The 17023-nt window shown below is 74.2% G+C and carries 15 protein-coding genes and 1 pseudogene; 6 read left to right on the top strand and 10 right to left on the bottom strand.

Going from position 1 to position 17023, the window contains the following annotated elements:
* Positions 1 to 64 precede the first annotated feature (64 nt).
* A complete protein-coding gene (locus L6E17_RS10915; protein WP_236239647.1) occupies positions 65 to 1645 on the top strand; it encodes an IS1182 family transposase in 1581 nt (526 codons plus the stop codon).
* A 59-nt stretch (positions 1646 to 1704) separates the two neighbouring features.
* Here L6E17_RS10915 and L6E17_RS10910 read toward each other — a convergent pair whose 3' ends face one another.
* Together L6E17_RS10910 and L6E17_RS10905 are read right to left on the bottom strand one after the other, a co-directional pair.
* The gene (locus tag L6E17_RS10910) at positions 1705 to 1887 is read right to left on the bottom strand and encodes a hypothetical protein (protein WP_308315864.1); all 183 of its coding nucleotides are present in this window, start codon (positions 1885 to 1887) and stop codon (positions 1705 to 1707) included.
* A 204-nt stretch (positions 1888 to 2091) separates the two neighbouring features.
* Positions 2092 to 2694: a TetR/AcrR family transcriptional regulator gene (locus L6E17_RS10905; RefSeq protein ID WP_236240580.1), complete on the bottom strand. Its 603-nt coding sequence runs from the start codon at positions 2692 to 2694 to the stop codon at positions 2092 to 2094.
* Positions 2695 to 3004: 310 nt separating this feature from the next.
* On the opposite strand from L6E17_RS10905, the pseudogene L6E17_RS10900 reads away from it, so the two are divergent.
* Positions 3005 to 5588: pseudogene (locus L6E17_RS10900) on the top strand (glycoside hydrolase family 3 C-terminal domain-containing protein).
* A 112-nt stretch (positions 5589 to 5700) separates the two neighbouring features.
* Here the strand turns inward: L6E17_RS10900 and L6E17_RS10895 are convergent.
* The gene (locus tag L6E17_RS10895) at positions 5701 to 6684 is read right to left on the bottom strand and encodes an aldose epimerase family protein (protein WP_236240579.1); all 984 of its coding nucleotides are present in this window, start codon (positions 6682 to 6684) and stop codon (positions 5701 to 5703) included.
* A 9-nt stretch (positions 6685 to 6693) separates the two neighbouring features.
* Entirely contained in the window at positions 6694 to 7668 is a 975-nt protein-coding gene (locus L6E17_RS10890; RefSeq protein ID WP_236240578.1) for a GDSL-type esterase/lipase family protein, read from the bottom strand.
* A gap of 258 nt (positions 7669 to 7926) precedes the next feature.
* Here L6E17_RS10890 and L6E17_RS10885 point away from each other — a divergent pair, with 258 nt between their 5' ends.
* Complete coding sequence (locus L6E17_RS10885) at positions 7927 to 8421, top strand: DUF3145 domain-containing protein (RefSeq protein ID WP_236240577.1); 495 nt, start codon at positions 7927 to 7929, stop codon at positions 8419 to 8421.
* Between the two features lie 127 nt (positions 8422 to 8548).
* Here L6E17_RS10885 and fabF read toward each other — a convergent pair whose 3' ends face one another.
* The 5 genes from fabF to L6E17_RS10860 all read right to left on the bottom strand — a co-directional run bounded on the left by fabF (position 8549) and on the right by L6E17_RS10860 (position 13458).
* Positions 8549 to 9811: a beta-ketoacyl-ACP synthase II gene (gene fabF, locus L6E17_RS10880; protein WP_236240576.1), complete on the bottom strand. Its 1263-nt coding sequence runs from the start codon at positions 9809 to 9811 to the stop codon at positions 8549 to 8551.
* A 64-nt stretch (positions 9812 to 9875) separates the two neighbouring features.
* Positions 9876 to 10124, bottom strand: coding sequence for an acyl carrier protein (locus L6E17_RS10875; protein WP_236240575.1), 249 nt, complete (start codon positions 10122 to 10124; stop codon positions 9876 to 9878).
* Between the two features lie 93 nt (positions 10125 to 10217).
* Positions 10218 to 11219, bottom strand: a complete 1002-nt coding sequence (locus L6E17_RS10870; protein ID WP_236240574.1) for a ketoacyl-ACP synthase III — start codon at positions 11217 to 11219, stop codon at positions 10218 to 10220.
* A gap of 35 nt (positions 11220 to 11254) precedes the next feature.
* Complete coding sequence (locus L6E17_RS10865; RefSeq protein ID WP_236240573.1) at positions 11255 to 12184, bottom strand: ACP S-malonyltransferase; 930 nt, start codon at positions 12182 to 12184, stop codon at positions 11255 to 11257.
* An 89-nt stretch (positions 12185 to 12273) separates the two neighbouring features.
* Positions 12274 to 13458, bottom strand: a complete 1185-nt coding sequence (locus tag L6E17_RS10860; protein ID WP_236240572.1) for a CdaR family transcriptional regulator — start codon at positions 13456 to 13458, stop codon at positions 12274 to 12276.
* Positions 13459 to 13596: 138 nt separating this feature from the next.
* Between L6E17_RS10860 and L6E17_RS10855 the strand changes: the two genes are divergently transcribed.
* Positions 13597 to 14256: a pirin family protein gene (locus L6E17_RS10855; RefSeq protein WP_236240881.1), complete on the top strand. Its 660-nt coding sequence runs from the start codon at positions 13597 to 13599 to the stop codon at positions 14254 to 14256.
* A 367-nt stretch (positions 14257 to 14623) separates the two neighbouring features.
* On the opposite strand, the gene L6E17_RS10850 is transcribed toward L6E17_RS10855, so the two are convergent.
* Positions 14624 to 15448: a serine hydrolase gene (locus tag L6E17_RS10850; protein ID WP_236240571.1), complete on the bottom strand. Its 825-nt coding sequence runs from the start codon at positions 15446 to 15448 to the stop codon at positions 14624 to 14626.
* A gap of 70 nt (positions 15449 to 15518) precedes the next feature.
* On the opposite strand from L6E17_RS10850, the gene L6E17_RS10845 reads away from it, so the two are divergent.
* Together L6E17_RS10845 and L6E17_RS10840 are read left to right on the top strand one after the other, a co-directional pair.
* Positions 15519 to 15989 carry a MerR family transcriptional regulator gene (locus L6E17_RS10845; protein ID WP_236240570.1) on the top strand — a complete coding sequence of 157 codons (471 nt, stop codon included), beginning with the start codon at positions 15519 to 15521 and terminating at the stop codon, positions 15987 to 15989.
* The gene (locus L6E17_RS10840; RefSeq protein WP_236240569.1) at positions 15986 to 17020 is read left to right on the top strand and encodes an aldo/keto reductase; all 1035 of its coding nucleotides are present in this window, start codon (positions 15986 to 15988) and stop codon (positions 17018 to 17020) included. The genes L6E17_RS10845 and L6E17_RS10840 overlap by 4 nt, the downstream gene beginning before the upstream one ends.
* Positions 17021 to 17023 lie beyond the last annotated feature (3 nt).

Genomic DNA, 17023 nt, shown 5'->3' with positions numbered 1-17023 from the left:
AGACTGCTGAAAATGTTGGGTTCTGGCCTCGCCGCGTCAGCGGCGGGGCCAGACTCGTCTTGTGGTGCAAGGGGAGTGGGTTGGGGAGACGATCGGGCCGGATGTGTGGGAGACCTGCCGGGAGTTGATCCCGGCTGGGAGTGTCTTCGCGTTCCTGGCCGAGCATCGTGGGCAGCTGTTTCCCGCGGTGATGTTCGAGGACATGTATCCGTCGGCGAACGGCCGTCCGTCGATGCCTCCGCAGGTCCTGGCCGCGGCGATCACGCTGCAGGCCCTGCATGGGATGTCGGACTTCGAGACGGTCCAGGAATTACGCTGTGACCTGCGGTGGAAGGCCGCGTGCGGGCTCGGCTTGCACGATATGGCGTTCGATCCTTCGCTGCTGGCCTACTTCCGCCGTCGTCTGGCCCGCTCGGCTTGCCCGAACCGGGTCTTCGAGGCGGTGCGCGAGGTCGTGAAGGCCACCGGCGTGCTGAAGGGAAAGCACCGGCGGGCACTGGACTCCACCGTCCTCGATGACGCGGTGGCCACCCAGGACACCGTCACCCAGCTGATCTCCGCCGTGCGGGCGGTGATCCGTGAGGTCCCCGGCGCCGGACCTGCCGCGGCCGTGCAGTGCACCGCCCACGACTACAGCGACCCTGGCAAACCGAGGATCGCCTGGAACGACCGGCAGGCCAGGGCGGACCTGGTGGACGCCCTCGTCGGTGACGCACTGCGGCTGCTGGGCCACCTGCCCGAACAGGAACTCGGCGAGAAGGCCGCGAACGCGGCCGGCCTGCTGGCCCTGGTCGCAGGCCAGGACGTCGAACCGGCCCAGGAGTCCGACGGCCGTGACGGACGCTGGCGCATCACCCGGGGGACCGCACCCGACCGCGTGGTTTCCACGGTTGATCCCGAGGCCCGGCACATCCACAAGAACCGGACCCGCCACCAGGAGGGCTTCCGTGCGCATGCCGCGTTCGAGCCCGAGGCGGGACTGTTCACCGAGGTCGCTCTCACCGCCGGCAGCGGAGCCGGCAACCACGAGGCCGCCGTCGCCCAAGACCTCCTCGCCGACGAGGACCAGGACCTGACCGTCCTCGGTGACACCGCCTACGGAACCGGCGAACTCCGCGAAGCCCTCGAAGCCGACGGCCACACCCTCGTGATCAAGCCCCCGCCCCTGCGGCAGGCCATCCCCGGCGGCTTCACGACCGACGACTTCCACGTCGACACCCAGGCCGGCCACGTCACCTGCCCGGCCGGCCACACCAAAGCCCTCGGCCGCCCCCTCTCGGGCGGCAACCGCCAGGCCCAGTTCAAAAAACTCTGCCTCGATTGCCCTTTGCGCGAACGCTGCACCAGGTCCAAGACCGGACGCGTCTTCAGCGTCCATCCCCAGTACGACCTCCTCAAAACCGCCCGGGACCAGGCCGCCACCAGCCAGGAATGGCAGGACGAGTACCGCCGCTGGCGACCACCCGTCGAACGCGCCATCGCCTGGCTCGTCGCCAAAGGCAACCGCCGCGTCCCCTACCGAGGCGTCCTCAAGAACAACACCTGGCTCCACAACCGGGCAGCCGCCCTCAACCTCCGCCGCCTCATCAACCTCGGACTCACCCACACCGGCACCACCTGGACCCTCACCCCCACCACCACATAGACCAAAGGGCCGCCCGGCCTACGGCCGGACAGCCCCCCAACAAGATCTTCATCGGCCTTCTAGGCGGCGAGCGGCAGCCGGGCGCGCCCGACGCCCGGCCGCGTCCCGTCGGCCTCCGCGAGCAGCGCGCCGTCCCGCCCCCGCACCGCGCTGCACCCGCAGCCGGTCCACGGGCCCGCGGGCCCCACGCGGGCGGCGAGGACCACGAAGAGCCCGTGCTCCCGGGCGACCGCCGGGTACACCGCGGCCCGCCTGCCGGGCTGCTGCTACGAGCACGACGGCCCCCTGCCCCCTTGCCGCGACGGTGCCGCTCCTCCCTGCCGGCGGTGCCGCTCCTCCCTGACGGCGGTGCGACCGGCCCGCCCCCTGCGCGCCCCGACGCCCGCGCGCGGAGCGCCGTGCGCGGGCGGCCGCCGAGACCGACGCGGGCCGGCGCCCGTACGGTGCTACCGCCCGCCGGCGGGCGGGGCGGCGCTCCCTGCCGTGAGGAGGGCCAGGAAGTCGCGGAACGCCGCCGCCATGTCCACTGACTCCGGGTCCAGCAGCCACTGGTACTGCAGCCCGTCCAGCACGGCCGTCAGCAGCGGCGCCGCACGCTCGGGGGGCAGGCCGCCCGGCAGCCGGTCGCCGAACTCGGCGCGCAGCACGGCTGCCATGTCCTGCCGCACCTGCGCGTAGCGCCGGGTGAAGAAGTCGCGCGCCGGGTGGTCCTCGGTGACGCTCTCCCCGAGCAGCGCCGAGAAGGTCTGCACGATGCCGGGGCGCATCGCGTTGTACTCGACCAGGGAGGCCAGCAGGTCCAGCCGCCAGCCCTCGCGGCCCCGCGGCCCCGCGCCGCCGGTGTCCCACTGGTCGCGCTCCTCCAGCACCGCGACGAGCAGGGCCTCCTTGCTGGGGTAGTGGTGCAGCAGCCCCTGCTGGGTGAGCCCTGCCCGCTCGGCGACCGCCGCCAGTGACGCCCCCCGGTAGCCGCGCTCCGCGATCACCTCGAAGGCGGCGCGCAGGATGTCCGCGCGCCGCTCCCCGCTTCTGGGCCTGGCCCCCGCCATCCGCCGCTCCCTTCCTTCGCGCCGCGCCCGGCGGCGCCGTTCCCGGTGCCCGGGCGCCCGCCCGTCCGACAGGACCGTACGCCATACCCGCCCCCGCCAGATCACAAAAATGTCACGACACCTACCGTTCACCCGGTCCACGGGCCACGATGGGCGCCAACCGACGGCCGGGAAGCGGGAGGTGGCCATGGCGGCTGACAGGGCGGGCACCGGCGGGCGCGCACCGGGGGCGACCGGGCCCGGAGGATCGGACGCCGGGAAGGCGGGCCGGACCGGACGCGAGGACCCCGCCAACGGCCGGGCGGCGGGCCTGGCCGGAGGCGACGAGGCAGGGACCGGCCGGGCGGCGGGCCGGACCGGAGACGAGGGCGCGAAGACCGGCCGGGCGGCGGGTCGGGCACCGTCCGGAAGGAGGAGCGGCCGGACCGGGCCCCGCGAGACGCCGGCCCGGGGATCGCAGGCCCGCGCGGAGCGGCTCGGCGCGGCGGTCGACGCCGCGCTCCGCACGCTCGACCTGGACACCAAGGCCCGGCTCCTGGCCGGCCAGGACATGTGGAGCCTCCCCGCCGCGCCCGCCGCCGGACTCGCCTCCCTGGTGCTGTCCGACGGGCCCGTCGGTGTGCGGGGCGTGCGCTGGACCCCTGACGACCCCTCCCTCACCCTGCCGTCCCCCACCGCGCTCGCCGCCACCTGGGACCCCGCTCTCGCCCGCCGGGCCGGCCGCGCCCTCGCCGCCGAGGCCCGCCGCAAGGGCGTCCACGTGCTGCTCGCCCCGACGGTGAACCTGCACCGCTCGCCGCTGGGCGGCCGCCACTTCGAGGCGTACAGCGAGGATCCGCACCTCACCGGCGAGATCGGGACCGGCTACGTCCTCGGCGTCCAGGACGGCGGCGTCGCGGCCTGCGTCAAGCACTTCGTCGCCAACGACGCCGAGACCGACCGCTTCACCGTCGACAACGTCATCGCGCCCCGACCGCTGCGCGAGCTCTACCTCGGCCCCTTCGAGCGGATCGTCCGCGACGCCCGCCCCTGGGCCGTCATGGCCGCGTACAACCAGGTCAACGGCGTCACCATGACCGAGCACCGGCACCTCCAGCACGACGTGCTGCGCGGCGAGTGGGGCTTCGACGGCGTCACCGTCTCCGACTGGTTCGCCGCCCGCTCCACCTCCGGCGCGCTGCGCGGCGGACTCGACGTCGCCATGCCGGGCCCGCACACCGTGTACGGGGAGGCGCTGGCCGCCGCCGTACGGGCGGGGGAGGCCGACGAGGAGGCCGTCGACGCGGCCGTACGGCGCCTGCTGCGGCTCGCCGCCCGCGTCGGCGCGCTGCGCGGCGCGGACCCGGCGGTGCCCGAGCCTCCCGAGCCGGAGGACGGGCAGGCCCTCGCCCGCGAGATCGCCCACCGGTCCTTCGTGCTCCTGCGCAACCCCGGCGGGACGCTGCCGCTGGCCCGCGGCTCGCGGATCGCCCTCATCGGGGCGGCCGCGCGCGACGCCCGCATCCTGGGCGGCGGCTCCGCGCACGTCTTCCCCGCACGGACGGTCTCCCCGCTCGACGGCCTCACCGCCGCCCTGCCCGCCGGAACCGCCCTCACCTACGCCGTCGGCGCCGACCCCGACCGGGAACCGGCCCCCGCGGGAGCCGGTTTCACCCTGCGCGCGGTCTGCCGCGACGCCTCCGGCGCGGTGCTCGCCGACGTCCCGCTGCCCACCGGCCAGGTCCAGTGGATCGGCGCCGACCTGCCCGCGGGGGTCGGCCACGGCACCCTGCACAGCGTCGAGATCACCGGGACCTTCCTGCCGCGCGAGAGCGGCGACCACGTCTTCGGCACCCGCGGACTCGGCGCGTTCACCCTCGCCGTCGACGGCCGGGTCCTCTACGACGGGGTCCAGGAGGCGGGCGGGGAGACCGACCCGTTCGAGGCGTTCACCGGCGCCCCCACCGAACGCGGTACCGCGCGCCTCGCCGTCGGCGAGCCCGTCGAGGTGTCCCTGCGCCACACCGCTGACCGCGGCGTCCCGGCGCCGCTGCCCGCGGTCGCGTTCAGCCTCCTCCACCGGCCGCCCCGCCGCGACCCCCGGGAGCTCATCGAGGAGGCCGCCGCCGCAGCGCGGGCCGCCGACACCGCCGTCGTGGTGGTCGCCACCACCGAACGCGTCGAGTCCGAGGGCCACGACCGCGCCGACCTGCGGCTCCCGGGGGCCAGGACGACCTGGTCCGGGCCGTGGCCGCCGCGAACCCGCGCACGGTCGTGGTCGTCAACGCCGGGGCGCCCGTGGAGATGCCGTGGCGCGACGACGTCGCCGCGGTGCTGCTGACGTGGTTCCCCGGCCAGGAGGGCGGCGCCGCCCTCGCCGACGTCCTGCTGGGGGCGCGAGAGCCCGGCGGGCGACTGCCCACCACGTGGCCCGCCGCGCTCGCCGACGCACCCGTCAGCCGCGTCACCCCGTCACCCGACGGGACACTCCCGTACGAGGAGGGGCTGTTCGTCGGCTACCGCGCCTGGGACCGGAGCGGTGCCGCGCCGGCGTACCCCTTCGGCCACGGCCTCGGCTACACGACCTGGGAGTACGAATCCCTGGAGGCCACGCCCACCACGGCCCGCGTCGTCGTCCGCAACACCGGCACGCGGGCCGGCCGCGAGGTCGTCCAGCTGTACGTCGCGCCGCGCGCCGACCTCGTGGAGCGGCCCCGGCGGTGGCTCGCCGGGTTCGCGGCGGTCCGGGCGGAGCCGGGTGAGGCCGTCGAGGCGGTCGTGCGGCTCGCGCCCCGGCTCTTCGACGTGTGGGACGAGGAGGCGGGGAGTGGGCGGCGGTACCGGGGGTGTACGACGTCCACGCCGGCCGCTCCCTCACGGACAGCCGCCTGCGGGTCACCCTGGAACTCGACTGAGCGCCCGCGCGGGAGGCCGGGGTCCGCCCGCCGGGCCGCAGTGCCGCCCGGCGAGCCCGCCGCTTCCGCGGATCGGGCCCGGAGGAGCGGTGCGCGACCGCCCGCGCCCCGCTCAGTCCCGGTCGTCGAGGACGACGCCGAAGCCGTAGCGCGTCATCGAGCGGAACACCTCGCCCGGCCGCAGGACCGTGCTCGGGAACTCCGGCCGGTTCGGCGAGTCCGGGAAGTGCTGGGTCTCCAGCGCGACCCCGTCCAGGTGGTCCGGCGCGTACACCTGAAGCCCCGGCTCGGTGGTCCACACCGTCACCCGGCGCCCCGTCGCCGGCGCGTACAGCTCCGCGGCCGGCGCCGCGCCCGCGCCCGTCCCGGGTGCGTCCAGCACGAAGTTGTGGTCGAGGCCGGTGCCCGCCTCCCGGCGGGTGCGGAAGTCCAGCCGCGTGCCCGCGACGGGGGCGGTCCCGCCGGTGGGCACGCCCGTCGCGTCCAGCGGCGTGTGGTGCGCGGCGGCGACCCGCAGCTCGGGACGCGGGTCGCCGAGGCTCCAGTACGTGTGGTTCGTCAGGTTCACCACCGTCGGGGCGTCCGTCGCCGCCTCGTACGCGATGCACAGCGCGCCCTCGTCGTCGAGCCTGTACGTCGCCGACACCTCCAGGCGCCCGGGGAAGCCCTCCTCCCCGTCGGGGCTCACCCGTGTGAGCCGCACGCCGTCACCCGCCCCCGTCGCGGACGCGCTCCACACCCGTTTGTCGAAGCCGCGCGGGCCGCCGTGCAGGCTGTGCGGCCCGCCGTTGCGGGCCGGCCGGTACGCCCGCCCGTCCAGGGTGAACGCGCCGTGCGCGATCCTGTTCGCGTACCGGCCGACCAGCGCCCCGAAGTACGGCTCGGGGTGCGCCTCGTACCCGGCGGGACCGTCGAAGCCGAGCACCGCGTTCGCCTGCGTCCCGTGGCGGTCCGGGAACTCCACCGACTGCACGATGCCGCCGTAGGTCAGGATCCGCACCCGCACCGGGAGGGGCGCGTCGGTCCGCTCCAGCGTCCAGTGGTGCACCGCGGTGCCGTCGGCCAGCCGGCCCCACTCCTCAACCTTCGTGACCATGCCGCGAGCCTACGCGGGCGGGCGTGCCGCCGTGACGTTCCGGTAGGCGATGTCCGCCAGCCGGGCCTGGCCCTCCAGGCTCGGATGGAACCAGTCCCACGGGCTCAACTGGGCGGCGCCGAAGGGGTGGTCGAAGACGGCGCCGCCGTCGTGCCTGCACCGCTCGTCCCGTACGCACACCTCCTTCAGCACCTCGTTGTACGCGACGACCCGCTCCCGCACCGCGGACCTGCGCCGCTCGGCCGCCGGCCCCGTGTCGAGCGGGTCGGTCAGCATGGACGCGCAGACGCCCAGCGCCCACACCCGGCGGCCTGCGGCGTTGTCCCGCCCCGTCGCCCAGAGCCGCTTCAGGTCGGGCACGCTCGTCACGTAGACCCGTGTCGACGGCGACGCCTCCCACAGCCGGGCCAGGGCCGAGGCGAACGAGGCGCGGAAGTCGGCGACCGGCGTCATCAGCGCGGGGGCGGGGCGGCACGCGTCGTTGGCGCCGGCGGTGACCGTGACCAGACCGGGCCGGTGCTCCGCCGCCCGTGCCATCTGGCCGGGCAGGTCCGCGACGCGGGCCCCGGAGCGGGCGAGGTTCCAGCTGCGCTCGGCGGCCCCGGCCGTGCCCAGCAGCCGCAGCGCCAGGCTGTTCACCCGGGTGTCGGAACCTGTGGCCCAGGACGCCTCGGGGCAGTCCGCCAGCGCACCGCAGGCGTCGAAGGCCCGGGTGATCGAGTCGCCCACCGCCGCGACGGAGTCGGGACGGGCGTTCCACCCCGAGGGGTCCGGTGACGCGGAGGGCGGCGGCGGGGCCGGCGACGGGGCGGTGGTCCGCTGCGGGGCTTCGGCGCGGGTGGTCGGTGCCGGTTCGCCGCTGCTGCTTCCGGGCGACGCGACACACCCGGAGATCACGGCCGCGCAGACCAGCGCGGCGGCGGCCGGACGTCCGGTCGCGCGCCGCCGGGGCGGTTCGCGGAGCGCGGATGCCGCGAGGGGCACCGTACCGCTCGATTCCCTTGCGCGGTCGGCGTCCTGGCGAGTGAAAGCTTCGTGTCGACGGCCCACAGGACCGACCGTACGTCATCCCAATCGCCCCGGCGCACGATAGCTTTGCCCCGTCGAACCAGAGGCGCCTGGCCGACCGGCTCCGGTAAATTACATCACGTCACATGCTGTCCCTTTTGTGGAGTTTCGCTCCCGATGCTGTTTACTGAGGCCGCTGGGAAAGGCGAACCTCGTCCCACACTGGAGGTCCCGGTGACGACACGTGGAGTCCTGTACGTCCACTCCGCGCCGCGCGCGCTGTGCCCACACGTCGAATGGGCGGTGGCGGGAGTGCTCGGCACGAGGGTCCAGCTCGACTGGATCCGCCAGCCGGCCTCCCCGGGGACCTGGAGAGCGGAGTTCTCCTGGCAGGGCGAGCCGGGGACCGCGTCGAAACTCGCCTCGGCGCTCCGCGGCTGGCAGATGCTGCGCTTCGAGGTGACCGCCGAGCCCTGCTCCGCGGCCGAGGGCGAGCGCTACAGCGCCACGCCCGAGCTGGGCATCTTCCACGCGGTCATCGGGATCCACGGCGACATCATGATCCCCGAGGACCGGCTGCGCGCCGCGCTCGCCCGCTCCGCGCAGGGGGAGACGCAGCTGGAGGCGGAGATCGCCAAACTGCTCGGCAAGCCCTGGGACGACGAGCTGGAGCCCTTCCGCTATGCCGGCGAGGGCGCCCCGGTGCGGTGGCTGCACCAGGTGGTCTGAGCGTACGGAAGCGTCGTGTGCGGCCCTGAGCCACGCCCGGGAAGCAGCTCCGGCTGAGGGCATGAGTGAGGCCCCCGCCTTCCGGCGGGGGCCTCACTCATGCCCTGGGAGAGCGCCTGGCGGGCCGTCAGACGGAACGGAACGCCAGCACCACGTTGTGGCCGCCGAAGCCGAACGAGTTGTTCAGCGCCGCGATCGTGCCCTCGGGCAGCGCTCGGGCCTCGCCGCGCACGATGTCGGCGTCGACCTCCTCGTCCAGCTCGTCGACGTTGATGGTCGGCGGAGCCGTGCGGTGGTGCAGCGCCAGGACCGTGGCGACGGTCTCGATGCCGCCGGCGCCGCCCAGCAGGTGACCCGTCATCGACTTCGTGGCGGAGATCGCCACGTGCTCCAGATCGTCGCCGAGCACCTTGCGCAGGGCCTTGATCTCCGCGACGTCGCCCTGCGGGGTCGACGTGGCGTGCGCGTTCAGGTGCACGACCTCCGACGGCTTCAGGTCCGTGCCGTCCAGCAGGTGCTGCAGGGCGGCGGCGATGCCGCGGCCCGTCGGCTCCGGCTGGGCGATGTGGTGGCTGTCGGCGGACAGGCCCTGGCCCAGCGCCTCGCAGTACACGCGGGCGCCGCGCGCGGCGGCGTGCTCGGCCGACTCCAGGACGACCACACCGGCGCCCTCGCCCAGCACGAAGCCGTCACGGGCCTTGTCGTACGGGCGGGAGGCCTTCTCGGGCTCGTCGTTGTTCTTCGACATCGCCATCATGTTGGCGAACGCCGCGATGGGCAGCGGGTGGATGGCCGCCTCGGTGCCGCCCGCCACGACCACGTCGGCCCGGCCGGTGCGGATCATCTCGACGGCGTAGCCGATGGCCTCGGCGCCCGACGCGCACGCCGACACCGGGGTGTGCACGCCCGCCTGGGCGTTCACCTCCAGGCCGACGTTGGCGGAGGGGCTGTTCGGCATGAGCATGGGCACGGTGTGCGGGGAGACCCGGCGCGAGCCCTTCTCCTTCAGCACGTCGTACTGGTCGAGGAGCGTCGTCACGCCGCCGATGCCGGAGGCGATGACGGAGCCGAGCCGCTCGGGGCGCACCGCGGCGTCCTCGCCCGCCGGGGCGGTGAAACCGGCGTCGGCCCACGCCTCGCGTGCGGCGATCAGCGCGAACTGCGCCGACCGGTCCAGCTTGCGGGCCAGCGGCCGCGGCAGGACCTCGGCGGGTTCGACCGCCACCCGGGCGGCGATGCTGACGGGCAGGTCGGCGAAGCGCTCCCCCTCCAGGGGGCGCACGCCGGAGCGTCCCGCCAGCAGACCCTCCCAGGTCGAGGCGGAGTCGCCACCCAGCGGTGTGGTTGCGCCGATACCGGTGACGACCACGGTGCGATTGGTCGAGCTCACAGGAATTCTCTCTCCACGTGTCAGAGGTAAGGCGAGCGGCGCCACCGCCGGGTGGCGAACCGAATCAAGCCTGGTGCTTGAGGATGTAGTCGACAGCGTCGCCCACGGTCTTGAGGTCCTTGACGTCCTCGTCCGGGATCTTCACCTCGAAGCGCTCCTCGGCGGCGACGACGACCTCGACCATGGACAGCGAGTCGACGTCCAGGTCGTCGGTGAAGGACTTGCCCAGCTCGACGTCCTCCGTCGGGATACCGGCGATCTCGTTGACGATCTCGGCGAGACCCTCGAGGATCTCCTGCTGCGTGGCGGCCATGGTGGCGCTCCTTCAATGTGTAGCGGTGTGTAGCTCTGGGTTTCTCAGAGGCTGGACTGTCGGGTCGACCCCGCGGAAGATCCGCACGGTGCCCTAGGGGAGGGTAACGACCGTCGCGGCGTAGACGAGACCCGCCCCGAAGCCGATGACGAGCGCGGTGTCACCGCTCTTCGCCTGCCCGGTCGCCAGGAGCCGCTCCATCGCGAGCGGGATCGAGGCGGCCGAGGTGTTGCCGGTGGTCTCCACGTCACGGGCGACCGTGACGTGCTCCGGCAGCTTGAGGGTCTTCACCATCGAGTCGATGATCCGCATGTTGGCCTGGTGCGGGATGAAGACGTCCAGGTCGGCCGGGCTGATGCCGGCCGCGTCGAGGGCCTGCTGCGCGACCTTCGCCATCTCGAAGACGGCCCAGCGGAAGACCGCCTGGCCCTCCTGCGTGATCGCGGGGAACTTGTCGACGGTGCCGTCGCGGTAGTCCGTCCACGGCACGGTCTGCTTGATGGTCTCCGACTTGTCGCCCTCGGAGCCCCAGACCGTCGGGCCGATGGCCGGCTCCTTCGACGGGCCGACGATCACGGCGCCGGCGCCGTCACCGAACAGGAAGGCCGTCGCGCGGTCCTCCAGGTCGGTGAGGTCGCTGAGCCGCTCCACGCCGATGACCAGCACGTACTCCGCCGAGCCCTCGACGACCATCCCCTTGGCCAGGGTCAGCCCGTAGCCGAAGCCCGCACAGCCCGCCGAGATGTCGAACGCCGCGGGCCTGTGCGCCCCGATGCGGTCCGCGATCTCGGTGGCCACGGCCGGGGTCTGCTTGAAGTGGGACACGGTGGAGACGACGACCGCGCCGATCTGCTCCGGAGTCAGCCCGGCGTCGGCGAGGGCCTTGCCGGCCGCCTCCACCGACATCGCGGTCACCGTCTCCTCGGGGGACGCCCAGTGGCGCGTGGCGATGCCGGAGCGCGAGCGGATCCACTCGTCGGACGAGTCGATCTTCTCCAGGATCACCTCGTTGGGCACGACGCGGGTGGGACGGTAGCCGCCGACACCCATGATGCGCGCGTACGGGGCGCCTTTGCTGGGCCTGATCTTCGCCATGCTCTCTACGGCTCCTTGCTCGGTCGTCCCGGTCGTCACGCGGCGGCGTCGGCGCCGGCGTGCTCGGCGATGAGCTCGCGGGCCGCGTCCAGGTCGTCGGGGGTCTTCAGGGCGAGCGTCCGGACCCCCGGGAGGGCCCGCTTGGCGATACCGGTCAGCGTGCCGCCCGGGCACACCTCGACGAGCGCGGTCGCGCCGAGCCGCTGGAACGTTTCCATGCACAGGTCCCAGCGGACCGGGTTGGCGACCTGCCCCACGAGACGGGTGACGACGTCGGCACCCGAGGCGACGGTCTCGCCGTCCTTGTTGGAGACGTACGGAACCTTCGGGTCGGCCGGGGTGAGGGCCTTCGCGGCCTCCTCCAGCTTCGCCACGGCCGGAGCCATGTGGTGCGTGTGGAACGCGCCGGCCACGGTGAGGGGCACCACGCGGCGGACGCCCTCGGGCTTGTCGGCCTCCAGCGCCGCCAGCTGCTCCAGCGTGCCGGCGGCCACGATCTGACCCGCGCCGTTGACGTTCGCCGGGGTCAGGCCCAGCTTCTCCAGGTGCGGGACGGTGGTCTCGGGCGAGCCGCCGAGCAGCGCCGACATCCCGGTACGGGTGACGGCGGCGGCCTCGGCCATCGCCAGGCCGCGGGCGCGCACCAGGCGGAGCGCGGCCGTGTCGTCCAGGACCCCCGCGAACGCCGCCGCGGTGATCTCGCCGACGCTGTGGCCCGCGACCGCGTCCGGCGCGATGTCACCCAGTGCCGCGGCGGACAGCAGCCCGGCCGCGACCAGCAGCGGCTGCGCGACCGCCGTGTCGCGGATCTCCTCCGCGTCGGCCTTCGTGCCGTAGTGGACGAGGTCCAGGCCCAGCTCCTCGGACCAGGCGCCGAGACGGTCGGCGGCCCCGGGGAGGTCGAGCCAGGGAGTCAGGAAGCCAGGGGTCTGAGCACCCTGGCCGGGAGCGACGAGTACGAGCACCCTCACACTCTCTCTTGTGGACGGTCCGTGGCGCCCGTGGGGACTGGGACGAAGAACCGTCGGACGAATTGTTGATCCCCCACAAAAGACTAGAGCTGGCCGTCCGCGTCGGCCAAGCGCCCCAGAATGAGCGCGATCCGCAGCGTGAAAGCCGAGCGGACATCGGAGGGTGACCAGCCGGTGACGTCGGTCACACGGCGGAGGCGGTAGCGCACGGTGTTGGGGTGGACGAACAACATCCGCGCCGCGCCCTCCAGGCTGCTCGCCTGCTCCAGATACACACTCAGTGTCTCCAGCAGGGCCGAGCCCGCTTCCTTCAGCGGTCTGTAGATCTCCTCCACCAACTGCTCCCGGGCAGTCGGATCGGAGGCGATCGCCCGCTCCGGCAGCAGATCGTCCGCCAGCACCGGGCGCGGCGCGTCCTGCCAGGCGGAACAGGCCTTCAGGCCGGCCGCCGCCGCCTGGGCGGACCGCGTCGCCGTCTGCAGGTCCGAGACCACGGGCCCGGCCACCACCGGGCCGGCGGCGTACGGCCCGATCAGCGCCTTGGCGACCGCCAGCGGGTTGTCGCTGCCGCCCGCGATCACCACGAGGCGGTCCCCCAGCACCCCGGTGAGCACCTGGAGCTTCGCGTGGCGGGCGGCGCGCCGGATCGCCTCCACCGTCAGCTCGCTGTCACCGTCCGGGGCGGTGCCGAGGATCACGCACACGTGCTCCGGCGAGTTCCAACCGAGGGCCGCGGCCCGGCTGACCGCACCCTCGTCCGCCTCGCCCGACAGCACCGCGTTCACCACGAGGGACTCCAGGCGGGCGTCCCACGCGCCGCGCGCCTCGGCGGCCTGGGCGTACACCTGCGCGGTCGCGAAGGCGATCTCGCGGGCGTACACCAGCAGGGCTTCGCGGAGCACCGCCTCGTCGCCCGGCGCGGCGACCTCCTCGATCGCCGACTCCATCACCTCGATGGTGGTGCGCACCATCTCCACGGTCTGCCGCAGCGTGATCGCCCTGGTCAGCTCGCGGGGCGCGGTCCCGAACACGTCGGTGGAGATGGCCTGGGGGGTCTCCGGATGCCGGAACCACTCGGTGAAGGCCGCGATACCGGCCTGCGCCACCAGGCCGATCCAGGACCGGTTCTCCGGAGGCATCGCCCTGTACCACGGCAGTGTCTCGTCCATGCGGGCGATGGCGCTCGCGGCCAGCCGCCCGGAGGACTGCTCCAGGCGCTTCAGGGTCGCCGCGTGCGGGTGGGCGTCGTTTGCTGCGGGATCAGGCACGGAACAAGACTGCCTTATCGGGACGGCAGCCTGCCCAGCCGGTCCACCGTTGTCCCTTCTGCCCTGCTCTGCCCCCGGCGGGCGGAAGGCGGCCGCACCACGTGCGGCGTCTACGGTGGGTCCGTGACGTACACGCAGCTGGCCCTGCACAGGGCGGGGGACCGCTACCCCGGCGGCGACCCGGCAGCCGGGATCGACACCCGGCACGCCTTCTCCTTCGGGCCCCACTACGACCCGGACAACATCCGCTTCGGCGCGCTCATCGCCTGCAACGAGGAGCGGCTCGCGCCAGGCGCGGGCTTCGAGGAGCATCCGCACAGCCACACCGAGATCGTCACCTGGGTGGTGGAGGGCGAGCTGACGCACCGGGACTCCGCGGGGCACGAGACCGTCGTCCGGCCCGGCGGCCTCCAGCACCTGAGCGCCGCCGCGGGCGTGCGGCACGTGGAACGGAACGACGGCACCGTGCCGCTGACCTTCGTTCAGATGTGGCTGGCGCCGCGCGAGCCGGGCGGCGAACCGTCGTACGCCCACGTGCCCGGCCCCGCCGGCACCGCGTCCCACGCCGTGCCCGCCGCGGGAGCCGTCCTGCACGTGCGGCGCCCGGCCGCCGGCGAGCGCACGCCCCTCCCGGACGGCGACTTCCTGTACGTCCACGTCGTACGCGGCCGCGCGGAGCTCGACGGGCGCGGGCTCGGCCCGGGCGACGCGGCCCGGATCACCGGCGCCCGCGGGCTGGAGCTGACCGCGACGGAACCGGCCGAGATCCTCGCGTGGGCGATGGGCTCGCCCGCCTGATCCACTGCGGCGGCGCCCTCCGGGGGCGGGGCGGCGTTCTCTGGTCGCGGGTGGCGGCGGGGCGGCACCGGCCGGGGGCCGGGTGGGATGGTCCCCCCGGCGCGTCCCGGGGGCGGTCCGCCCGCGGAGTGCCGGCGCATCGGTGCGCCCATGCCCCACGGCGGCGGGCGCGCTGCCCGCGGCGGGCAGCGCGGGGGCGCAGGTACGGCGGGCGGAAGGGCGGCGGAGGGCGGCCGCTGCCGCCGACGGCTGCGCTGCCCCAGGGTGGCCCGGGGACGGCTGAAGGGCGGCCGCCCATGCCGAGGGGTTCGGGCTCCCCCGCCGCGCCCGGAGGGGAGCGTCGAGGGGGGACTGCTGCTCGCCGTGTTCAGGCGCCGGCGCCGCGCAGCTCCGCGAGGACCGCGTCCGTGAAGGGCGGCCACGCCTCGACGGCCCAGGGGCCGAACGCCCGGTCCGTCAGGGCCACGCACGCCGCCCCGGCGTCCGGGTCGACCCACAGGAACGTCCCGGACTGGCCGAAGTGGCCGAAGGTGCGCGGGGACGAGGAAACCCCCGTCCAGTGCGGTGACTTGCCATCCCTGATCTCGAAGCCGAGCCCCCAGTCGTTCGGCTTCTGGTGGCCGTATCCGGGCAGGACGCCGGTCAGGCCGGGGTGGACGACCGTCATGGCCTCCAGGACGGTCCGCGGATCCAGCAGCCTCGGCGCCTGGACCTCCGCCGCGAACCGTACGAGGTCGTCGACGGTCGACACCCCGTCCTTCGCCGGAGACCCCTCCAGCGTCGTCTGCGTCATGCCCAGCGGCTCCAGCACCGCCTGGCGCAGATACTCCCCGAACGGGATGTCCGCGGCCTTCGCCACATGGTCCGCCAGTACCTCGAACCCGGTGTTGGAGTAGATCCGCCGGGTACCGGGCGCCGCCATGACCCGCTGCTCGTCGAACGCCAGCCCCGAGGTGTGCGCCAGCAGGTGGCGCACGGTGGAGCCCTCCGGCCCGGCCGGCTCGTCGAGCTCGACCGCGCCCTCCTCGTAGGCGACCAGCACCGCGTACGCCGCCAGCGGCTTCGTCACCGAGGCCAGCGGGAACCGCCGGTCCGTCGGGCCGCGGGACCCGGCCACCGCGCCGTCCGCACGTACGACGGCCGCCGCGGCGGCGGGTACGGGCCAGTTCTCGATCAACGCCAGGCTCTGCATGCCGTCGAGCGTACTTGCTCGCCCGGCGGCCCTTGCCTGGAGTGCACTCCAACCTCCTAGCGTGGAGGACATGACGGTGATCGACAGCACTCCGACGACCACCCCCCGCACCGACGCGTGCGCGGACCGACCACCCGCACACCCCCGGCCCGACGGACAGGACCGCTACACCATCAGCGAGGTCGCGGCCTGGACGGGACTCACCGCCCACACCCTGCGCTGGTACGAGCGCATCGGCCTCATGCCGCACGTCGACCGCTCCGCCACAGGGCAGCGGCGGTTCACCAACCGGGACCTGGACTGGCTCGTCCTCGTCGGAAAGCTGCGGCTGACCGGCATGTCCGTCGCCGCGATGGTGCGCTACGCCGACCTCGTACGCCGGGGCGAGCACACCTTCGACGAACGCCGGGAACTCCTGGAAGCCACCCGCAGGGACGTGCTCTCCCGCATCGCGGAACTGCAGGACACCCTCGCCGTCCTCGACTACAAGATCGGTATCTACTCGGGCGCCGGCCGCGCCCCGGAAAGGCGCGACGCATGACCACGCACACCTCCCGGCCCGCTCAGCGCATCGCTCAGGTCCGCCTCGGCGCCGACGGGCCCCTGGTCGGCGTCCAGGGACTGGGCGCCATGGGGATGAGCGAGTTCTACGGCGACACCGACCAAGCCGCCGCCCGCGACACCCTCGACGCCGCCCTGGAGGCGGGCGTCACCCTCCTGGACACCGCCGACATGTACGGCCGCGGTGCCAACGAGGAGTTCCTCGCCCCGTTCGCCGCCGCCCACCGCGACGAGATCACCCTCGCGACCAAGTTCGGCGTCGTCCGCAGCGACGACCCCCGGGGGCGGGTCATCAGCAACGACCCGGCCTACATCCGGTCCGCCGTCGAAGGCAGCCTGCGCCGCCTCCGCGTCGACGTCATCGATCTCTACTACATGCACCGCCGCGACCCGGCCGTCCCGCTCGCCGAGTCCGTCGGCGCCATGGCCGAGCTGGTCAAGGAGGGCAAGGTGAGGCACCTCGGGCTGAGCGAGGTCACCGGAGCCGAACTGCGCGAGGCCCACGCCGTGCACCCCATCGCGGCCCTGCAGTCCGAATGGTCGCTGTTCTCCCGCGACGTGGAACGCAGCGCGGTGCCCGCCGCCGCCGAACTCGGTGTCGCCTTCGTCCCGTACTCCCCGCTCGGCCGCGGCTTCCTCACCGGAGCCTTCACCGACGCGGCCACGGAGCTGCCGCAGGGGGACTTCCGCCAGAGCCATCCACGCTTCTCCGGCGCCAACGCCCGCCGCAACGCCTCCCTCCTGGACCCCGTGCGCACCGTGGCGGCCGCACACGGCGCCACCCCCGCCCAGATCGCCCTCGCCTGGGTCCACCAGCAGGCCGCCGTCCACGGCCTGACCGTCGTGCCCATCCCCGGCACCCGCAAGCGCCGCCGGCTGCTGGAGAACACCGCCGCGACCCGCATCACCCTCACCGAGGCGGACCTCGCCCTGCTCGAACCGGTCGCCGCCCAGGTGGCCGGCGACCGCTACCCGGACATGTCCTCCACCTCCGCCGCCCGCGAGCTGTGAGGA

It is taken from the genome of Streptomyces sp. CC228A (assembly GCF_021390935.1).
In the GTDB taxonomy this organism is placed as follows: domain Bacteria; phylum Actinomycetota; class Actinomycetes; order Streptomycetales; family Streptomycetaceae; genus Streptomyces.
Note: the sequence above shows the minus strand (reverse complement) of the source record. Positions and strands in the feature narration are given on the sequence as shown.

Bases quoted from the DNA above. Each gene is read 5' to 3' on its own strand.
- L6E17_RS10870 (WP_236240574.1), bottom strand. From the start codon at position 11,219: ATGGCGAAGATCAGGCCCAGCAAAGGCGCCCCGTACGCGCGCATCATG.
- L6E17_RS10875 (WP_236240575.1), bottom strand. From the start codon at position 10,124: ATGGCCGCCACGCAGCAGGAGATCCTCGAGGGTCTCGCCGAGATCGTC.
- L6E17_RS10850 (WP_236240571.1), bottom strand. From the start codon at position 15,448: ATGCAGAGCCTGGCGTTGATCGAGAACTGGCCCGTACCCGCCGCCGCG.
- L6E17_RS10840 (WP_236240569.1), top strand. From the start codon at position 15,986: ATGACCACGCACACCTCCCGGCCCGCTCAGCGCATCGCTCAGGTCCGC.
- L6E17_RS10895 (WP_236240579.1), bottom strand. From the start codon at position 6,684: ATGGTCACGAAGGTTGAGGAGTGGGGCCGGCTGGCCGACGGCACCGCG.
- L6E17_RS10845 (WP_236240570.1), top strand. From the start codon at position 15,519: ATGACGGTGATCGACAGCACTCCGACGACCACCCCCCGCACCGACGCG.
- L6E17_RS10905 (WP_236240580.1), bottom strand. From the start codon at position 2,694: ATGGCGGGGGCCAGGCCCAGAAGCGGGGAGCGGCGCGCGGACATCCTG.